This window comes from Streptomyces sp. NPDC029674 (assembly GCF_044903205.1).
GTDB lineage: Bacteria > Actinomycetota > Actinomycetes > Streptomycetales > Streptomycetaceae > Streptomyces.
In genome coordinates this window covers 827118-846480 of sequence record NZ_JBJDPY010000001.1, presented here as the reverse complement: position 1 = coordinate 846480, position 19363 = coordinate 827118, and the positions used below count along the sequence as shown (strand labels likewise).

Sequence of the window (19363 nt, the reverse complement as noted above, 5' to 3'; positions counted from 1 at the left end):
CGGGGGGATGTGACGGGGGATATGTGGGGGGAGCGTGCCCGGAAAGTGGTCCGTAGGGCGGGAGCCGCCCGGTGGGACACGGAGGTCTGATAGATGTGGAGCCCCCAAAAGACCCCCGAGCAGATACGGGACGACGGACATGAGCGCCCCAACTCCGGCCCCAGGCGACGAACGGCCACGCGAAGGCTACTATCCCGACCCGTCCATTCCCGGATATGTCCGGTACTGGAACGGTGCGGCCTGGGTGCCCGGTACGAGCCGCCCCGCCCCGTCCGACGGCGAGCCCCTCCCGCCTCCGCCCGGGGTGTCCCCCGCGCCCGCGCCCGCCCCCGCCCCCGCGTCCGCGTCCGCGTCCGCGGAGGAGACCGGCCCGGTCTTCTTCGACGAGAACCCGCAGGCGGGCCAGTCGGAGCCGGGGCCGGCCGAGACGGGAGCGATCGGGACGGGGGTGTCGGCGTGGGGCCGGTCCGAGTCGCAGGAGTCTCCTGGCGCGGATCAGCACGGGGCCCGGCCCGAGCCCGCGTCCGCCTGGCAGGCCGATGCCGGACGGCAGACCGGGCTCGGCGGCGAGCCGGATCGCAGGGTGTCCTGGGGCGGTGGCCCGGGACAGAGCGATCCGCGCGTGCCGAGTGAGGGCGCACCCCGCGCGGAGGGCACGGGTGATGACGGCCGGTCCGCGCAGGCGCAGCCACAGGTACAGCCCGACGCGTCGCACGACGACAGCAATCCCGGCACCGTCACGATCCGGGCCGTCAAGCCGGGTGCAGCCAAGCCGACCGCGGGCGAGGGCACGGTGACGTTCCGCCGGCCGACCGGGCCCGTGCCGCCCGCTCCGTCGCCCGGTACCGACGGGACCATGGCGATCCGCGCGATCCGCCCCAAGTCCGGTCGACGGAACGACGCCACGACGGGCGCTCCGCAGCCCTCCGTACCGCAGCAGGGAACGGCGTCCCCGCAGTCGGCCACGCCTCAGCAGGCCTCGCAGGCACAGTCGGTCCAGCCGGCGCAGTCCCCCGTACCGCAGCAGGGGACGGCGAATCCGCAGGCAGCTACGCCGCAACAGGCCCCGCATGCCCCGCAGGCACAGTCGGTCCAGCCGGCGCAGCCCCCCGTACCGCAGCAGGGGACGGCGTCTCCGCAGGCGGCTACGCCGCAACAGGCCCCGCACGCCCCGCAGGCGCAGTCGGCTCAGCCGAACCAGTCCTCCGTACCGCAGCAGGGGACCGCGTCCCCGCAGTCGGCCACGCCTCAGCAGGCCCACCAGTCCCCGCAGGCCCAGCCGGCCCAGGCCTCCGTGCCGCAGCAGGCCGCCGTGCCCACGCCCGTCACCTCCGGGGACGGTGGCGGCTCGCCGTCCTGGGCTCAGCAGGTGCACCAGCTCGCGCAGGCGCCGGCCGTCCAGCAGGACGAGGGGCAGCCCGTCGTGCCGTGGAAGCCCGTGGCGGCGGACCCGTTCCTGGCGGTCGCGCAGGCGCAGGCCGCGGCACGGCCCGCGGGGCTTGGGAGGCGTTTCGCGGCGCGGCTCGTCGACACCGCCGTCCTCGCCGTCGTCACCGGCGCCGCCGCGCTGCCGCTCGGCACCAAGGCCGCCGACCACATCGACAGCAAGATCGACGCGGCGAAGCTCTCCGGCGAGAAGACCACGGTGTGGCTGCTCGACGGCACCACCGCGGGCTACCTCGGCATGATCCTCGCCGTCCTGCTGCTCTTCGGCGTCGTGTACGAGGCGCTGCCCACCGCCAAGTGGGGCCGCACCCTCGGCAAGAAGGTGTGCGGCATCGAGGTGCGGGACATCGAGGAGCACGAGGCGCCGACGTTCGGGGCGGCGCTGAAGCGCTGGCTGGTGTACAGCGTGCCGGGGGTGCTGGTGATCGGGGTCGTGGGCGTGCTGTGGTGCCTCTTCGACCGGCCGTGGCGCCAGTGCTGGCACGACAAGGCGGCGAACACCTTCGTAGCGGGGTGAGAACCGGGGCATAACCCGGTCGGCCGCTCGCCGGATGCGGAGCCGGGACCGGCACGGTCGACTCGGGCCATGAGCACCGAACCGCCGCAGTACCCGTCACCGGACGACGACCCGTTCAAGAAGCGGCCGCCGCAGGAGCCGGGGCCGCCGCCGCCGGGAGCGGGCGGCGGTTCGCCCTACGGCGCGCCGCCCCCGCCGTACGACGGAGACCCGTACGGCGGCGACCCGTACGGTGGCGGATCCGGTGGCTACGGCGGGCAGGACCCCCTCGCCGGAATGCCTCCGCTCGCCGACAGCGGCAAGCGTGTGCTCGCCCGCATCATCGACATGGTTCTGGTGGGCATCGTCGTCGGCCTGCTGTCGTGGCTCTTCGGCACGGCGGAGTACGACATCGACCCGGACGAGGTGAACACGGGCAAGTCGTTCGGCCAGTCGCTGCTGGCCGCCGTGCTCTACATCGCGTACGACACCTTCATGATCTCCAAGACGGGGCAGACCCTGGGCAAGAAGTGGCTGGGGATGCGGGTCGCCAACCTCAACGACGGTGCCACGCCGACCGTGCAGACCGCACTGGCCCGCGCGGCCGTCCTCTGGCTGCCGTTCGCGTTCTGCTGCGCCTGCGTCTGGACGGTGATCTGCGGCGGCTGGAGCTTCTTCGACAAGCCCTACAAGCAGGGCCTGCACGACAAGGCCGCCAAGACGGTGGTGGTCAGCGCCTAGGCACCGCGGCCTGCCGCGCCGGTACACACGCCTCGGCGGGGGCGGGTGCCGGCGCCGTGCGCGTGAGGGGCGCCGAAGGTTTCTCGGGACGCCTCGGCAGCGGGACCGTCATGGCGACCAGTAAGCCGAGGCCGAGCGCGGCCATGGCTATCACCGCGACGCCGATTCCCGAGGAGGTCCGGGAGAGCAGCAGCATCGCGAGGGTCGAGAAGACGACGGTCACCGAACCGTAGGTGATCTGTGCGGTGGTCGGACGTGGCATGGGACGAGGCATGACGTGATCCGTCCTCGGCAGTGATCCCCCCACGTCTTTTGGCCATGGGGGCGGATGCGGGTGTGTGAACGGCTGTTTACGAATCAAAGGGGGCCCGACGGCGGCGACTTGGGTTGTGCCGCCTCGCGCGGTAGCGCACCGTCGATTGACTCTATGACGCTCCATGCCCGACGGGAACGGGCGGTAAGCGTGACCTAACCCACGGTGCCGCAGCACAGGGGGCGCACGGGTTCATGGCGTCCATCAAGTGGACGGTGCGGCGCGCCCGTTGATATTTCGCGTGGAGCAGTGCCCCGTGTCCGGATAGCGGTGCCCGGCGTCTGCATAGTGCACTTGGCCTGTTCAAGTCAAGGTCTGTCTTTTCTCCCGTACTTCCGGTCGAATGTCGTCACTTGTGACGCGTACATCGCGCGCGGACCCCCTCCGACCGGGAATTTCGGTCCGCCATTTTCGCGCGGGCGCGGGGGAGGACAACATCAAGTGACAGTCAGGACACGGACGTTCAGAGCCACCGCGGTGGCCGTGGCGATGGCCGCGGCCGCCGCGACGTTCTCGGCGGTGACGGCGGCGACGGCTTCGGCCGAGGACGGCACCTCGGGCGGGGCGCCGGCCATCGACCGGCAGGACCCGTCGCACCCGAAGGCACACGTCGACCACGATCTGGACGGACCGTTCAGCAAGCAGCAGGCGCAGCAGCGCAAGGCCGCCCTGCAGCAGGTCGTCGAGGGCGACGCCAAGGTCCAGAAGCGGGGCGCCTCCAAGGTCGTCAAGCTCGACGACAAGAAGTACGTCGAGCTGGGCCGCGAGAAGACCGACAAGATCTTCACGATCCTGGTGGAGTTCGGGGACAAGGTCGACGACACGACCATGTACGACCCGGACGGCCCCGAGGGTCCGGAGCAGCCCGTCAAGAAGTACGGGGGCAAGCCAGGACCGCTGCACAACAAGATAGCCAAGCCGGACCGTGCGAAGGACAACAGCACGGCCTGGCAGAAGGACTACGACAAGAAGCACTTCGAGGACCTCTACTTCGGTGAGGGCAAGGACTCGAAGGGCAAGACCAAGCACTCGCTGAAGACCTACTACGAGAAGACCTCCTCGGGCCGTTACTCGGTCGACGGCGCGGTCTCCGACTGGGTCAAGGTCGACTACAACGAGGCCCGTTACGGCTCGAACTACTGCGGCGACACCAACTGCGCCAACGTCTGGGACGCGGTCAAGGACGGCGTGACCGCCTGGACCAAGGCGCAGAAGGCCCAGGGTCGCACGGACGCGCAGATCAAGGCGGACCTGGCCAAGTACGACCTCTGGGACCGCTACGACTTCGACAACGACGGCGACTTCAACGAGTCCGACGGTTACATCGACCACTTCCAGATCGTCCACGCGGGCGAGGACGAGTCGGCCGGCGGCGGCGCCGAGGGCGAGAACGCCCTGTGGGCGCACCGCTGGTACGCGTACGGCAACGACGCGGGCAACACCGGTCCGGCCAACAACAAGGCCGGCGGCACCCAGATCGGCGACTCGGGCATCTGGGTCGGCGACTACACGATGCAGCCGGAGAACGGCGGCCTCGGCGTCTTCGCCCACGAGTACGGCCACGACCTCGGTCTGCCGGACCTGTACGACACCACGGGCAAGGGCGAGAACTCGGTCGGCTTCTGGTCGCTGATGTCGGCCGGTTCCTGGCTCGGCACCGGCAAGGACTCGATCGGTGACCTGCCGGGCGACATGACCGCCTGGGACAAGTTCCAGCTGGGCTGGCTCGACTACGCCAAGGCCAAGGCGGCCACGACCTCCGAGCACAAGCTGGGCGTCGCCGAGTACAACACCCGGCACCGCCAGGCGCTCCTCGTCGACCTGCCGAAGAAGGCCGTGAAGACCACCGTCGTGAAGCCCGCCGAGGGCTCCAAGCAGTGGTGGAGCGACCAGGGCGACGACCTCAAGAACACCCTGACGCGCTCCGTCGACCTGACCGGCAAGTCCAAGGCCGAGCTCTCGCTGAACGGCTGGTGGGACATCGAGGCCAACTACGACTACCTCTACACCGAGGTGTCGACGGACGGCGGCGCCAACTACACGCCGGTCGACGGCACCGCGGACGGCAAGCCGATCACCCGTGACGCCGGCGACAAGCCCGCGCTGACCGGTGTCTCCGGCGCGTACAAGAAGCTCGTCTTCCCGCTCGACGCCTACGCCGGCAAGAAGATCGACATCCGCTTCCGCTACGCCACGGACGGCGGCGCGGGCGGCAAGGGCTTCGCGGCCGACGCGCTCGCCGTCACCGCGGACGGCGCCAAGCTGTTCGAGGACGGCGCCGAGGGCGACGACAACGGCTGGACGTCGAAGGGCTTCTCGCGCATCGGTGAGTCCTTCACCAAGAAGTACGACCAGTACTACCTCGCCGAGAACCGCCAGTACGTGTCGTACGACAAGACCCTGAAGGTCGGCCCGTACAACTTCGGCTTCTCGCAGTCCCGTCCCGACTGGGTCGAGCACTACCCGTACCAGACCGGCCTGATGGTCTGGCAGTGGGACACCTCGCAGAAGGACAACAACACCAGCCAGCACCCCGGCCAGGGCCTGATCCTGCCGGTCGACGCGCACGCCAAGCCGCTGAAGTGGAAGAACGGCGACGTCCTGCGCAACAAGATCCAGCCGTTCGACGCGCCCTTCAGCAAGTACGCGACCGACAAGCTCACGCTGCACAACGCGGACGTCGCGCTGAAGATCAAGTCCCAGAAGGGCGTCTCGGTCTTCGACGACCGCAAGGGCACCTACTGGTACGCCTCGAACCCGACGGGAAGTGTCAAGGTCACTGACACCAACACCAAGATCAAGATCATCAAGCAGCCCAAGGATGGCTCGACGATCACGGTCCAGGTCGGTCCCTCGACGAAGTAATTAGCGTTTCCGCAGGTCAAGCCATGATCGGCCGTCGCCCCCTAGCGGGCGGCGGCCGATCGTGTTTAGGTGCGTCCTGTGGTTGTCTTATTGACGCGAGTGTTGACGCGATGTTTCACGGGGGTGTGACAGAGCATGTCCGCAGGTGGTTTCTGCAAGCTGCCCAACGGCAGCGTGGTGGTGGCGCTGACCCTGCCGAGCCCGACGCCGGGCGGTGGCACGGTCAGGATGATCGTGCACGCCGTGAACCGCGCGAGGGCCCTGACGCGGCTGCGGAACCTCGGCCTGCGGGCGGTCTACCTCCGGGGCAACGCGGAGCCGCCCACGCCGGACGAGGTCACGGCGGTCCTGCACCATCCGGACGGCCTCATATGGCGCACGGCGCCCGACACGCTGAACGAGCTCTGGCACCCGATCAGAGCCCTCCGCAGACAGAGCCGGGGCGCGCCGCGCTCCAGCGGGTCCGGGGTCCCGACCTGATCTTGTCTGCGGGCGCGTCGTGGCTGGTCGCGCAGTTCCCCGCGCCCCTGACGGCACCTCCGGCCGGGCGCGAGATGGACTACCCAGGGGCGCGGGGAACTGCGCGACCAGCCCCCACCGGGCGGTCCGTCACACGACGGGCTTGCCGATGAGTTCCACGTCGGCCGAGCGCAGCTCGGCGATCGCCGCCTCCGTGGTCGCGCCGCCGACCCCCGCGGTGAGGTCGAGGAGCACCGTCGTCCGGAAGCCCTCCCGCGCCGCGTCCAGCGCCGTCGCCCGCACGCAGTGGTCCGTCGCGATGCCGACCACGTCGACCTCCGTGATGCCCCGCTCCCGCAGCCAGTCCGCCAGCGCGACCCCGTTCTCGTCGACGCCCTCGAAGCCGCTGTACGCCGCGGAGTAGGCGCCCTTGTCGAAGACCGCGTCGATGCCGCCGGAGGCGACCGCGGGCGCGAAGTTCGGGTGGAAGCCGATGCCCTCCGTGCCGGCCACGCAGTGCGGCGGCCAGGAGTCGACGTAGTCCGGCCGGTCGGAGAAGTGGGCGCCGGGATCGATGTGGTGGTCGCGGGTGGCGACCACGTGGCGGTACCCCGCCGGGGCCTGGCCGATCAGCTCGGTGATCCCGGCGGCCACGTCCGCGCCGCCGGCGACCGCGAGGCTGCCGCCTTCGCAGAAGTCGTTCTGCACGTCTACGACGATCAGTGCGCGGCGCATGGCGGGTGTCCTTCTGCTGGGGGACTACGAGCGTAGAGACTTCGGTCGAGTTGTGGGAGGGGGCAGCCCCCGAAGCACGGGACGCGACGTCACGCGTACTCGGTCGGAATGACCGCTTCGCCCCGCGACAGCTGCGTCGCCGACAGGGGAAGCCCGGCGCGCGCGGCGGCATGCCGGTCGCGGACCGCGTCCAGCGGCTCGCGGGCCACCACCTGGCCGCCCTTGACCAGCTCGACCAGGAGCTGCCGGTCGACGAGCTCGGTCGGCACGGGACCGGTGCCGACGACCTCGGCCTCGGCGACCCCGTACTCGTCGAGGCGCCGCGCGGCCCACTTGCGGCCGCCCACCGACGACTTGGCGCCGAGCGACTTCTTCGCCACCGGCTCCAGCGGGGCCTTCGGGTCCGCCGAGTGGGCGCGGGCCACCAGTTTGTAGACCATCGAGGCGGTGGGGTGCCCGGAGCCGGTGACGAGCTGCGTGCCCACCCCGTACGCGTCGACGGGCGCCGCCCGCAGCGAGGCGATGGCGTACTCGTCGAGGTCGGAGGTCACAACGATCTTCGTGTCGGTCGCGCCGAGCTCGTCCAGCTGCTGCCGCACCCGGTGCGCGACGAGCAGCAGGTCGCCGGAGTCGATGCGGACGGCGCCGAGCTCGGGCCCGGCGACCTCGACGGCCATCCGGACGGCCTCGGTCACGTCGTAGGTGTCCACGAGGAGGGTCGTGCCGCGGCCGAGGGAGTCGACCTGGGCGCGGAAGGCGTCGCGCTCGCTGTCGTGCAGCAGGGTGAAGGCGTGGGCGCTGGTGCCGACGGTCGGGATGCCGTAGCGGAAGCCGGCGGCCAGGTCCGAGGTGGTCGCGAAGCCGCCGACGTACGCGGCGCGGGACGCGGCGACGGCGGCCAGCTCGTGGGTGCGGCGGGCGCCCATCTCGATCAGCGGGCGCTCACCGGCGGCCGAGGACATCCGGGAGGCGGCGGCCGCGATGGCCGAGTCGTGGTTGAGGATGGAGAGGATCACGGTCTCCAGGAGCACGCACTCCGCGAAGGAGCCCTCGACGCGCAGGATCGGCGAGCCGGGGAAGTAGACCTCGCCCTCGGGGTAGCCCCAGATGTCGCCCTGGAAGCGGTAGCCGGAGAGCCATTCGAGGGTCGCCTCGTCGACGATGGCGCGCTCGCGCAGGAAGCCGAGGACGTCGGCGTCGAAGCGGAAGTTCTCCACGGCGTCCAGGACGCGGCCGGTGCCGGCCACCACGCCGTAGCGCCGCCCCTCGGGCAGTCTGCGGGTGAACACCTCGAAGACCGAACGCCGGTCGCCGGTGCCGGCCCGCAACGCGGCCTGCAGCATCGTCAGCTCGTACTGGTCCGTGAAGAGCGCCGTCGACGGAACATCCACCGGCAGCCCAAGGTCCGCTGTGTTCATATGACGGATGCTACCCCCAATCTCGTCACTCTGACGATTTCAAAGCCCGGGCGGGGAGGCCATTTGTGCGAGGGCCCGTCAGGGGTGGCAGCATGGGGCAGGTGAGTACGGCTCCCGCAGAAATCACACGCCCGGAATCGGCCGAGGAGACATTCGTCGTCCCCGAACCGGACGTCCCCTGGATCACGCTCGTCCACAACGACCCGGTCAACCTGATGAGCTACGTGACGTACGTGTTCCAGACGTACTTCGGGTACTCGAAGGAGAAGGCCACGAAGCTGATGATGGACGTGCACCAGAAGGGCCGCGCGGTCGTCTCCAGTGGCACTCGCGAGGAGATGGAGCGCGACGTACAGGCCATGCACGGGTACGGGCTGTGGGCCACCCTCCAGCAGGACCGCAAGTAGCGGACCGGACGCAGCGGACCGGAAGTAGCGACGCATCTGATGCCAGGACAATTCGAAGCGATTCCAGGGGGCGGCGCCGCCGTCGCGCTCGACGAGGTCGAGATCTCCATCATCCGCTCCCTCGCCGTGCAGCTCCTGGAGCTCATCGGTCCGGGGCCGGGCGGCGAGGTCTCCGACGACCCGCTCGCGGAGCTCTTCGCCGAGGGGCCCAGCGAGCCGCCGTCCGACCCGGTGATGCAGCGGCTGCTGCCCGACGCGTACGGCGGCCCGGGGAGCGAGGACAGCGCGGCCGACGCGGACGAACTCCGGGCGTATTCGGCGGAATTCCGCCGCTTCACGGAGAACGACCTGCGGGCCAAGAAGCGCGACGACGCCCTGGCCGTGATCCGTTCGCTCGACTCGATGACGTCGTCCGGCGAGGGCGGAGCTGTCCTGAAACTGTCGGTCGAGGAGTCCCGGCACTGGCTGGGAGCCCTCAACGACCTCCGCCTGGCGATCGGCACGCGCCTGGAGGTCAGCGACGAAGACGACGCCGATCTGCTCTACCGGCTGCCGGACTCCGACCCCCGCAAGCCGATGGTGATGGCCTACCTCTGGCTCGGCGGACTGCAGGAGACGCTGGTCGGGACGTTGCTGGACTGATTCCGGGCAGAAATCCGTGCAGACGACAGCGAAATTTGTTGTAGTGGACAGGTTCTGTTCATCCGACGGACTGTTCGCTCAGCGGATCCTCAAATCCGGATAACGATCCCGTCACTTCATTGTCCGCTTTTGCGGCTTCGGGTGAAGTTTGTCCGCTTCTTCTTGTGGCGTGTGCCACAGGTGGCTCATTCCCTCACTGTTGCCACCGTGATAAATCTTCACGACCACTCGGCTACGCCACCCATGTCGCCGAGGGCGCTCGAGCCGGCAGACCGCCGGTAGCACTCCATTCGTATCCGGGGGGATCAGGACCTGATCCGCAGCCACAACGCAGATGTGCGGGCGCGGATCAGCATGGAGAAAGGCGTCACCATGACCTCAGTGCAGGTCGAAGAGCACCACGACGAGCACGGCGGCAACGGTGTCGCGCAGGACGGCTCGTCCGGCGAGGGCTACCAGCGCGGGCTCGGAGCCCGGCAGATCCAGATGATCGCGATCGGCGGTGCCATCGGCACCGGCCTGTTCCTCGGCGCGGGCAAGGCCATTCACAAGGCCGGCCCCAGCCTCATCCTGGCGTACGCCATCGCGGGCCTCGTCATCTTCTTCATCATGCGGGCGCTCGGCGAGCTCCTCATGTACCGGCCCGTGTCCGGCTCCTTCTCGGAGTACGCCCGTGAGTTCATGGGCCCCTTCTTCGGGTTCGTGACCGGCTGGACGTACTGGCTCTTCTGGGTCGTCACCGGCATCACGGAAGTGACAGCGGCCGCCCAGTACATGCAGTACTGGACACACGGCTCCGTACCGCAATGGGCGTACGCGCTGGTCTTCACCGTCATCCTGTACGGCGCGAACCTCATCTCCGTGAAGCTCTTCGGTGAGCTGGAGTTCTGGTTCTCGATGGTCAAGGTCACCGCCATCATCGGCATGATCCTGATCTGCGTCGGCATCCTCACCATCGGCTTCTCCGACGCCGGTGACACCGCCACCGTGGCCCACCTGTGGAACCAGGGCGGCTTCTTCCCGAACGGCATCGGCTCCACGCTGATGACGCTCCAGATCGTGATGTTCGCCTTCCTCGCCGTCGAGCTCGTCGGCGTCACCGCGGGCGAGTCCAAGGACCCGAAGACCGTCCTGCCCAAGGCCATCAACACCGTGCCGTGGCGCATCGCCGTCTTCTACGTCGGCGCGCTGATCATGATCCTGTCGGTCGTGCCGTGGACGCACTTCCAGCCCGGCGTCTCGCCGTTCGTCGCCGCCTTCGAGAAGATGGGCCTCGGCGTCGGCGCCGCGATCGTCAACTTCGTGGTCCTCACCGCCGCCCTCTCCTCCTGCAACTCCGGCATGTACTCCACCGGCCGCATGCTGCGCGACCTCGCGCTCAACGGCCAGGGCCCGAAGTTCTTCACCAAGCTCACGAAGAACGGCCTGCCGCTGATCGGCACCACGGCCTCCGCCGCGTTCATGCTGGTCGGCGTCTGGATCAACTACCAGTGGCCGGGCGAGGCGTTCAACTACGTCGTCTCCTTCGCCACCATCTCCGGCATGTGGGCCTGGATCATGATCCTGGCCTGCCAGATCCGCTACCGCCGCAAGGCCGACCGCGGCGAGCTGCCGCAGTCCACCTTCCGGGCCCCGGGCGCCCCGTACACCAGCTGGTTCGCCCTGCTCTTCATCGGCATGGTCATCGTGATGATGGGCGTCGACAAGGACGCGCGGATCTCGCTGTACGCCGCTCCGGTGTGGGCCGCGATCCTCGGTATCTCCTACCTGGTCCTGAAGAGCCGCAACCCGCAGGCCGCGGCCTTCAACAAGCGGAAGATCGGCCTCTCCGAGGAGAGCGCCGGCGACCGCGTCTCCAAGGACTGACCGGCTCCCCAAGGCCGCTGTCCAGCATTCGGGCACGTACGTACCACATTCCGGTACGTACGTGCCCCTCTGCTTATCCTGACGCCATGCTGACCATCACCCAGGCCCTCCACGACCAGATCGTCGCGCACGCGCGCCAGGACCACCCCGACGAGGCGTGCGGCATGGTCGCGGGCCCGGCGGGCACCGGCCGCCCCGAGCGGTTCATCCCGATGCTGAACGCCGCGCGCTCGCCCACGTTCTACGAGTTCGACTCGGGCGACCTGCTCAAGCTCTACCGCGATCTCGACGACCGCGACGAGGAGCCGGTGATCATCTACCACTCGCACACCGCGACCGAGGCCTACCCCTCGCGCACCGACATCACGTACGCCAACGAGCCCGGCGCCCACTACGTCCTGGTCTCCACGGCCGACACCGACGACGCGGGCCCCTTCCAGTTCCGCTCGTACCGGATCGTCGACGGCGAGGTCACCGAGGAAGAGGTAAAGGTCGTACAGGCATACTGAGCTTTACTCATGAAGGCGGCAGGACCCAGGAAGCCGGTGCGAACCCGGCACGGTCCCGCCACTGTGACCCCACCCCGGCCGGGGCGGGGGAGTCAGGAACTGACCTGCCGCCTTCCTCCACACGACGCAGGGGACGCGGAAATCCCCTGGAGGAGGCAGCTCAGCCATGTCCCGCCCGATACGTGTCCTGGCCGCCGCGGCCCTGCTCGTCCCGCTCGCCGCGTGCTCCTCGACGGACTCCGGCGGTGACGCGAAGCCCGCCGCCAAGGCCGCCGGATTCCCGTACACCGTCACCAACTGCGGCGTGAAGACGACGTACGACGCACCGCCGAAGCGCGCCGTCACCATGAACCAGCACACCACCGAAGTGATGCTGGAACTCGGCCTCAAGGACCACATCGCGGGCACCGCCTACCTCGACGACAAGGTCCTCCCGAAGTATGAGAAGGCCTACGACTCGATCCCCGTGCTCGCCAAGGAGTACCCCTCCTACGAGAAGCTGCTCTCCGCCAACCCCGACTTCGTCTACGGCGGATACGCCAGCGCCTTCCTCGCCGGCGACGGCCGCAGCCGCTCCGCGCTCGCCAAGTCCGGCATCGACAGCCGCCTCAACGTAGAGGGCTGCGCCAAGAAGTCCGTCTCCATGGACGACGTCTACCGGGAGGTCCGCGAGGTCGGCTCCACCTTCGGCGTGCGCGGGCGCGCCGAGAAGTGGGTGAGCGGGGCGAAGCGCGAACTGGCCGCCACAGCGAAGAAGGCGAAGGGCCGGAAGCCGCTCTCCGTCTTCGTCTACGACAGCGGCGACAAGACGGCCTTCACGGCGGGCGGCCGCGGCATCGGCAACGACATCATCGCGCGGGCGGGCGGCCGCAACGTCTTCGGCGACGTGGACAAGTCCTTCAGCGACGCGTCCTGGGAGAAGGTCGTCGAGCGCAAGCCCGACACCATCCTGATCCTCGACTACGGCGCCACGACGGTCGCCCAGAAGAAGAAGCGCCTCCTGGAGGACCCGGCCCTCCAGGACGTCCCGGCCGTCAAGAACAAGCGCTTCGCGGTCCTGCCGCTCTCCGACATGGTCACGGGAGTACGAGCACCCGAGGCGGTGAGGAAGCTGGCGGCGCAGCTGTGAAGCGCCTGCGCCGCGCCACGCTCGTGGCCACGCTCTGTGCGGCACTCGCGGTCGCGCTCGTGGCCGGTCTCGCCCTCGGCTCCGTCCGCATCCCCACGGCCGACGTCCTGCAGATCCTGACGGGGCGGGCGGAACCCTCCCCGTTCCGGACGATCGTCCTCGACGTCCGCCTGCCCAGGGTCCTGCTCGGGGCGACCGTGGGGGCCGGACTCGCGGTCATCGGCACCGTCCTCCAGGCCCTCGTCCGCAACCCCCTCGCCGACCCGTTCCTCCTCGGCGTCTCCTCGGGCGCCTCCGTCGGCGCGGTCTGCGCGATCGTCCTCGGCGGCGTCTTCGGCCTCGGCGCGGCCCTGTCCACCACCGTCACGATCCCGGCCGCCTCCTTCGCGGGCGCGCTGCTCTCCCTGATCCTCGTCTACACCCTGGCCCGCAGCGGTGGCGGCGGTTTCGCCACCGGGCGCCTGATCCTCGCGGGCGTCGCCGTCTCGTACATCCTGACCGCGCTGACCAGCCTCATCCTGGTCACCGCCGACAGCGCGGACCACCTCCAAGAAGTCCTCTACTGGACGCTCGGCGGCCTCGGCAGCGCCCGCTGGGACATGCTCGCCCTGCCCTGCGCCACCCTCGTCCTCGGCACGGCCCTCCTGATGACCATGGCCCGCCCCCTCGACCTGCTCCTCGCCGGCGAGGAGGGCGCCACCGTCCTCGGCCTGGACGCCACGCGTTTCCGCGCCGGCGTCTTCGTCCTCGCCTCGCTCCTGACCGGCGTCCTCGTCGCGTACAGCGGAGCCATCGGCTTCGTCGGCCTGATGGTGCCGCACGCCGCCCGCATGCTCGTCGGCGCCGCGCACCGGGCGCTGCTCCCCGTGGTGGCGCTGATGGGAGCGGTGTTCCTGGTCGTCGCCGACCTCGCCGCACGCACCGTCGCCGCGCCGCAGGACATCCCCGTCGGCGTGCTCACCGCGCTGACCGGCGGCCCGTTCTTCCTGTGGCTGCTGCGGCGGCGCACCGAAGGAGTATCCGCGTGAACCCTCGCGTGAACCCCGCCCCTCCCGTCGGCGAGCTGCGCACGGAAGGCCTCTCGTACGAGGTCGACGGCAGGCTCCTCGTGGACGCCGTCGACCTCACCGCCGCCCCCGGCGAGACCGTCGGCGTCGTCGGCCCCAACGGCAGCGGCAAGACGACGCTGCTCCGCTGCGTGTACGGCACGCTGCGCCCCACCGCGGGCCGCGCCCTCCTCGACGGCGACGATCTGCACGCCATGACCCCGAAGGCGCGTGCCCGGCGCCTCGCCACGGTCCCGCAGGACGGGCAGGCGGCGTTCGAGCTGACCGTCCGGCAGGTCGTCGCGATGGGCCGCTCCCCGCACAAGCGGTTCTGGGAGGCGGACACGGCGGCCGACGAGGAGCTCGTCACGGCGGCCCTCGCCCGGGTCGGCGTCGAAGGGCTGGCCGACCGCGCGTTCCCCTCCCTCTCCGGCGGCGAGCGCCAGCGCGCCCTGGTGGCCCGCGCCCTCGTGCAGCAGCCCACCCTCGTCGTCCTCGACGAGCCCACCAACCACCTCGACATTCGCTACCAGCTCGAAATCCTCTCCTTCGTACGGGACTTGGGCACGACCAACCTCCTTGCCCTGCACGACCTGAACCTCGCCGCGTACTACTGCGACCGCCTCCACGTCCTCGACGGCGGCCGCCTCGTCGCCTCCGGGGCGCCGAAGGAGGTCCTCACCGCCGAGCTGTTCGCCACCGTGTACGGCGTGACGGCCGAGGTCAGCACGCATCCGGTGACCGGCGCCCCGACCGTGATCTATCTGCCGCCGCCCGCATCCTGAACGGATTCCGTCCACCAGGTGAGATCACATTCCGGGATCCGGACCGGGAATCGATACGATGACCGCATGGTTCCCCATGACGTGAGCGAAGAGACGCCGAGCGCACCCCCCGTGCTGCTTGTCGCGCGGCTGCACGTCGACCTGTGCCGCCTCGCCAGCGCGATCTGTTCCCGCTGAACCGATCCGCCGCCCGGCCGTGGGCCGCGGCGCCGCACCCCGTACCCGGGCGCACCCCGCGTACGCCGACGCACCACACTCAGCACAGCGCCGCCGCGCGCGCCCACCACCCGCACTTCTCGAACCCGACAGGAGCCCTCAGCCATGGCCATCGAGGTCCGCATCCCGACCATCCTCCGCACCTACACCGACGACGCCAAGGCCGTCGAAGGCAGCGGGGACACCCTCGCCGAGCTCTTCACGGACCTCGACTCGCGGCACCCGGGCATCGCCGACCGCATCGTCGACGACGGCAAGCTCCGCCGCTTCGTGAACGTGTACCTGAACGACGAGGACGTCCGTTTCCTCGACGGCATCTCCACGAAGCTCGCCGACGGCGACAGCGTCACGATCCTGCCGGCCGTCGCCGGCGGCATGGTCTAGGCCCGATCCCGGATGCCTCGCTACGACTCCCCGCTCGCCGCGGTCGGCAACACACCGCTCGTACGCCTGCCGCGCCTGTCACCCTCCGACGAGGTCCGCATCTGGGCCAAGCTCGAGGACCGCAACCCGACCGGCTCCATCAAGGACCGGCCGGCCCTGCACATGGTCGAACAGGCCGAGAAGGACGGCCGGTTGACGCCCGGCTGCACGATCCTGGAGCCGACCTCCGGCAACACCGGCATCTCGCTCGCCATGGCGGCCAGGCTCAAGGGCTACCGCATCGTGTGCGTCATGCCGGAGAACACCTCGCAGGAGCGGCGGGATCTGCTCGCCATGTGGGGCGCCGAGATCATCTCCTCCCCGGCCGCGGGCGGCTCCAACACCGCCGTCCGCGTCGCCAAGGAACTGGCCGCCGAGCACCCGGACTGGGTCATGCTCTACCAGTACGGCAACCCGGACAACGCGGGCGCCCACTACGCCACGACGGGCCCCGAGGTCCTCGCCGACCTCCCCTCGATCACCCACTTCGTGGCGGGCCTCGGCACCACCGGCACCCTCATGGGCGTCGGCCGCTACCTGCGTGAGCAGAAGCCCGACATCAAGATCGTCGCCGCCGAGCCGCGCTACGACGACCTCGTCTACGGCCTCCGCAACCTCGACGAGGGCTTCGTCCCCGAGCTCTACGACGCCTCCGTCCTCACCACCCGCTTCTCCGTCGGCTCGGCCGACGCGGTGACCCGCACCCGGGAGCTCCTCCAGCAGGAGGGCATCTTCGCGGGCGTCTCCACCGGCGCGGCGCTGCACGCGGCGATCGGCGTCGGCAAGAAGGCGGTCGCCGCGGGGGAGCAGGCCGACATCGTCTTCGTCGTCGCCGACGGCGGCTGGAAGTACCTGTCGACGGGCGTCTACACGGCCCCGACCACGGAGGCGGCGATCGAGACGCTGCAGGGGCAGCTCTGGGCGTAGACTTCAAACGCCGGAGGGGGAAAACCCAGCCCCTCCGGCGTTTGAGGAGCGGGGTCCGGGGCGGAGCCCCGTGGGAACGGCGGGTCAGCCCGCCAAGTACTTCACCTGATCCCACAGCACCGGGTCCACCATCCCGGCCCGCCTTCGAAAGTCCCCGAGGGATACGTCCCGCAGCTCATCGGTCTCCAGGAAACTGGGCCGCCCGTGCGCGTCACCCACCGAACCCGGCGGCAGCGGAATCACGCCCGCCCGCTCCTCGTGGTACTTGCTGGTGATCTTCGCGACCCGGGCCCGCCGCCCCCGCACGGACAGCACCAGACACGGCCGGTCCTTGCCGCCGGGCCCGTCCTCGTACGGCACCCGCGCCCACCAGATCTCGGCCGGCCGCGGCGCGGGCAGCCGCTGCCGCGGACCCCTCGGCGGCCGCGCCGGACCCGCCGGCCGGCTGCTCCGCTTCCGCGGCCCGCGACCCCAGGCGTCCACCAGCGTGACGACGAGCGCCAGCACCACCACGGCTGCCAGCGCCAGCCACCACGACGTGTCCATACGCACGACGGTACCGGCGGTGATCCCGCACCGCCTACCGCTTCCCCCCGGTCCCACAAGCCCCCCGAACCGGTGACAGCGCAGGTGAGTTCCCCCACAACGGCCGGTGACGGAGGAGCGACCAGGGCTTTTGCGCCTTACGCTCGATCCACCGCACACTCCCCAGCTCTCCTGCCAGCGCGGAGGTTCCAGCTTCATGAAGCTCACCGTCGTCGGCTGCTCGGGGTCGTTTCCGTCCGCGGACTCGGCCTGCTCGAGCTACCTCGTCGAGGCCGACGGCTTCCGGTTGCTGCTCGACATGGGCAACGGCGCCCTCGGCGAGCTGCAGCGCCACATCGGTCTGTACGACCTCGACGCGGTCTTCCTCAGCCATCTGCACGCCGATCACTGCATCGACATGTGCGCGTATTTCGTGGCCCGCTACTACCGGCACGAGGGCGGCCGCTGCGCCCCCATCCCGGTCTTCGGCCCCGAAGGCACCGAGCAGCGGCTGACCACCGCGTACGCCGACACGCCCTCCGCCTCCTCGATGAGCGAGGTCTTCGACTTCCACACGGTCAAGCCGGGCTCCTTCGACATCGGCCCGTTCGCCGTGCGCACCGAGAAGATGTGCCACCCCGTGGAGGCGTACGCCATCCGGGTCGAGCACGCCGGGAAGTCCCTCACATACTCCGGGGACACCGGACCCTGCGAACCCCTGGACGAACTCGCCGCGGGCACCGACCTGTTCCTGTGCGAGGCGGCCTTCACGTACGGCAAGGAGAACATCCCCGACCTGCACCTGAACGGCCGCGAGGCGGGCGAGTCCGCCCGGCGCGCGGGTGCAGGAAGGTTGCTGCTCACCCACATCCCGCCGTGGACGGACCCCCAGGTGAACCTCGCGGACGCGCGCGCGGTGTACGAGGGGCCGACGGCGCTGGCGGCGCCGGGGGCGACGTACGAGATCTGAAAGAGCCCCCGCCGTCGGTGACGGCGGGGGCTCTCTGCTCAAGCCGGGCGGAGGCTACTTCCCCTCGGCCTTCTGGAGCTCGGCGAGCTCCTCGTCGGACTCGCGGCCCGGCGTCGGCAGGTTGAACTTGGTGATCGCGAAGCGGAAGATCACGTAGTAGACCGCCGCGAAGCAGAGGCCGACCAGGGCCAGGCCCCACGGGTTCTTCGCGATGCCCAGGTTGAGCAGGAAGTCGACCGCGCCGGCCGAGAAGCCGAAGCCGTCCTTCATGCCGAGCGCCCAGGTCAGCGCCATGGAGACACCGGTGAGCACCGCGTGGATCGCGTACAGGACCGGCGCGATGAACATGAAGGTGAACTCGATCGGCTCGGTCACACCGGTCACGAAGGCGGTGAGCGCGAGCGAGAACATCATGCCGCCGACGACCTTGCGGCGCTCGGGACGGGCGCAGTGCACGATCGCGAGGCAGGCCGCCGGGAGGGCGAACATCATGATCGGGAAGAAGCCGGTCATGAACTGGCCCGCGGAGGGGTCGTGGTGCAGGAAGCGCGCGATGTCGCCGTGGTAGTCCACGCCGCCGTCGTTGTACGTGCCCGCCTGGAACCAGGGGAAGGAGTTCAGGAGGTGGTGCATGCCCACGGGGATCAGCGCGCGGTTGGCGACACCGAAGACACCCGCGCCCACGGCGCCCGAACCGACCAGCCACTCACTGAAGTTGTGGATGCCGGTGCCGAGGACCGGCCAGATCAGACCGAAGACGATGCCGGCGACCAGACCCGCGAAGGCGGACAGGATCGGCACGAGACGGCGGCCACCGAAGAAGCCCGCCCAGTCGGGCAGCTTGGTCCGGTAGAACTTCTGGTAGAGCAGCGCGACGATGATGCCCATGACGACGCCGCCGAGCACACCGGCGTTGACCGGCGCCTCGTTCATGACGATCTTGCCGTCGACGACGGAGGCGACCTTCGGCAGGTTCTTGTCCGTGAAGGTGGCGAGCACCTTCTGGAAGACGAGGTAGCCCGTCACGGCCGCGAGGGCCGTCGAGCCGTCCGACTTCTTCGCGAAGCCGATCGCGATGCCGACGCAGAACAGCAGCGCCATGTTGTCGAGCAGTGCGCCACCGCCGGCCGCCATGTAGCTCGCGAGCTTGTTGACGAAGGTCGGGAAGGACTCCTTGCCGAGCATGTCGTCCTGGCCGAAACGGACCAGGAGGGCTGCTGCGGGCAGCACGGCGACCGGCAGCATGAGGCTGCGGCCGATGCGCTGCATGACAGCCATCACGCCGGCGCCCTTCTTCTTCTCGGCCGCGGGAGCGGAACTGGCCGTGGACACAACTTCCTCCAGTGGGCAAGGCGCCGCCTGGGGACATGGAAGTGGGGGACGGCGGCGTCTCCGGGGGACGCGGCCAGAACGGCCGCGTGGTCTACACCATTAGTGGTGTAGAC

General features: G+C 69.9%; 20 protein-coding genes and 1 riboswitch. Of the genes, 15 read left to right on the top strand and 5 right to left on the bottom strand.

Annotation, left to right across the window (positions count from 1 at the left end):
• Nucleotides 1-139 precede the first annotated feature (139 nt).
• Together ACI2L3_RS03755 and ACI2L3_RS03750 are read left to right on the top strand one after the other, a co-directional pair.
• Complete coding sequence (locus ACI2L3_RS03755) at nt 140-1963, top strand: RDD family protein (protein WP_404750643.1); 1824 nt, start codon at nt 140-142, stop codon at nt 1961-1963.
• 69 nt (nt 1964-2032) lie between these two features.
• A complete protein-coding gene (locus ACI2L3_RS03750; protein WP_404750642.1) occupies nt 2033-2683 on the top strand; it encodes an RDD family protein in 651 nt (216 codons plus the stop codon).
• On the opposite strand, the gene ACI2L3_RS03745 is transcribed toward ACI2L3_RS03750, so the two are convergent.
• A complete protein-coding gene (locus ACI2L3_RS03745) occupies nt 2673-2945 on the bottom strand; it encodes a hypothetical protein (RefSeq protein WP_404750641.1) in 273 nt (90 codons plus the stop codon). The two genes, ACI2L3_RS03750 and ACI2L3_RS03745, sit on opposite strands and share 11 nt — an antisense overlap.
• 540 nt (nt 2946-3485) lie before the next feature.
• Between ACI2L3_RS03745 and ACI2L3_RS03740 the strand changes: the two genes are divergently transcribed.
• Nucleotides 3486-5861 (top strand): immune inhibitor A domain-containing protein, encoded by a 2376-nt coding sequence (locus tag ACI2L3_RS03740; protein ID WP_404750712.1) that lies wholly within the window; start codon nt 3486-3488, stop codon nt 5859-5861.
• A 135-nt stretch (nt 5862-5996) separates the two neighbouring features.
• Nucleotides 5997-6341 carry a hypothetical protein gene (locus ACI2L3_RS03735; RefSeq protein ID WP_404750640.1) on the top strand — a complete coding sequence of 115 codons (345 nt, stop codon included), beginning with the start codon at nt 5997-5999 and terminating at the stop codon, nt 6339-6341.
• Between the two features lie 129 nt (nt 6342-6470).
• On the opposite strand, the gene ACI2L3_RS03730 is transcribed toward ACI2L3_RS03735, so the two are convergent.
• The gene (locus ACI2L3_RS03730; RefSeq protein WP_404750639.1) at nt 6471-7055 is read right to left on the bottom strand and encodes an isochorismatase family protein; all 585 of its coding nucleotides are present in this window, start codon (nt 7053-7055) and stop codon (nt 6471-6473) included.
• Nucleotides 7056-7144: 89 nt separating this feature from the next.
• Entirely contained in the window at nt 7145-8473 is a 1329-nt protein-coding gene (locus tag ACI2L3_RS03725; protein WP_404750638.1) for a nicotinate phosphoribosyltransferase, read from the bottom strand.
• Nucleotides 8474-8565: 92 nt separating this feature from the next.
• Here ACI2L3_RS03725 and clpS point away from each other — a divergent pair, with 92 nt between their 5' ends.
• The 10 genes from clpS (at nt 8566) to ACI2L3_RS03675 (ending at nt 16423) form a co-directional block, all read left to right on the top strand.
• Nucleotides 8566-8880: an ATP-dependent Clp protease adapter ClpS gene (clpS, locus tag ACI2L3_RS03720; protein WP_404750637.1), complete on the top strand. Its 315-nt coding sequence runs from the start codon at nt 8566-8568 to the stop codon at nt 8878-8880.
• A gap of 39 nt (nt 8881-8919) precedes the next feature.
• Entirely contained in the window at nt 8920-9522 is a 603-nt protein-coding gene (locus tag ACI2L3_RS03715; RefSeq protein WP_404750636.1) for a DUF2017 domain-containing protein, read from the top strand.
• 372 nt (nt 9523-9894) lie between these two features.
• Nucleotides 9895-11388: an amino acid permease gene (locus tag ACI2L3_RS03710; protein ID WP_404750635.1), complete on the top strand. Its 1494-nt coding sequence runs from the start codon at nt 9895-9897 to the stop codon at nt 11386-11388.
• Between the two features lie 86 nt (nt 11389-11474).
• Nucleotides 11475-11897, top strand: a complete 423-nt coding sequence (locus ACI2L3_RS03705; RefSeq protein ID WP_362987207.1) for a M67 family metallopeptidase — start codon at nt 11475-11477, stop codon at nt 11895-11897.
• Nucleotides 11870-12020, top strand: a riboswitch (cobalamin riboswitch). Its footprint overlaps the gene before it by 28 nt.
• Before the next feature lie 43 nt (nt 12021-12063).
• A complete protein-coding gene (locus ACI2L3_RS03700; protein WP_404750634.1) occupies nt 12064-13026 on the top strand; it encodes an ABC transporter substrate-binding protein in 963 nt (320 codons plus the stop codon).
• Entirely contained in the window at nt 13023-14054 is a 1032-nt protein-coding gene (locus ACI2L3_RS03695; RefSeq protein ID WP_404750633.1) for a FecCD family ABC transporter permease, read from the top strand. The genes ACI2L3_RS03700 and ACI2L3_RS03695 overlap by 4 nt, the downstream gene beginning before the upstream one ends.
• Nucleotides 14051-14857 (top strand): ABC transporter ATP-binding protein, encoded by an 807-nt coding sequence (locus tag ACI2L3_RS03690; RefSeq protein WP_404750632.1) that lies wholly within the window; start codon nt 14051-14053, stop codon nt 14855-14857. The genes ACI2L3_RS03695 and ACI2L3_RS03690 overlap by 4 nt, the downstream gene beginning before the upstream one ends.
• A 66-nt stretch (nt 14858-14923) precedes the next feature.
• Nucleotides 14924-15034 carry a putative leader peptide gene (locus ACI2L3_RS03685; RefSeq protein ID WP_362987213.1) on the top strand — a complete coding sequence of 37 codons (111 nt, stop codon included), beginning with the start codon at nt 14924-14926 and terminating at the stop codon, nt 15032-15034.
• Nucleotides 15035-15178: 144 nt separating this feature from the next.
• Nucleotides 15179-15457, top strand: a complete 279-nt coding sequence (locus ACI2L3_RS03680) for a MoaD/ThiS family protein (RefSeq protein ID WP_404750631.1) — start codon at nt 15179-15181, stop codon at nt 15455-15457.
• A 12-nt stretch (nt 15458-15469) separates the two neighbouring features.
• Nucleotides 15470-16423: a PLP-dependent cysteine synthase family protein gene (locus tag ACI2L3_RS03675; RefSeq protein ID WP_404750630.1), complete on the top strand. Its 954-nt coding sequence runs from the start codon at nt 15470-15472 to the stop codon at nt 16421-16423.
• A gap of 84 nt (nt 16424-16507) precedes the next feature.
• Here ACI2L3_RS03675 and ACI2L3_RS03670 read toward each other — a convergent pair whose 3' ends face one another.
• Nucleotides 16508-16969 carry a type II toxin-antitoxin system PemK/MazF family toxin gene (locus ACI2L3_RS03670; RefSeq protein WP_404750629.1) on the bottom strand — a complete coding sequence of 154 codons (462 nt, stop codon included), beginning with the start codon at nt 16967-16969 and terminating at the stop codon, nt 16508-16510.
• A gap of 196 nt (nt 16970-17165) precedes the next feature.
• Here ACI2L3_RS03670 and ACI2L3_RS03665 point away from each other — a divergent pair, with 196 nt between their 5' ends.
• Complete coding sequence (locus ACI2L3_RS03665) at nt 17166-17918, top strand: MBL fold metallo-hydrolase (RefSeq protein WP_404750628.1); 753 nt, start codon at nt 17166-17168, stop codon at nt 17916-17918.
• Between the two features lie 54 nt (nt 17919-17972).
• Here the strand turns inward: ACI2L3_RS03665 and ACI2L3_RS03660 are convergent, their stop codons facing one another.
• Nucleotides 17973-19250, bottom strand: a complete 1278-nt coding sequence (locus ACI2L3_RS03660; RefSeq protein WP_404750627.1) for a PTS transporter subunit EIIC — start codon at nt 19248-19250, stop codon at nt 17973-17975.
• Between the last annotated feature and the right edge of the window lie 113 nt (nt 19251-19363).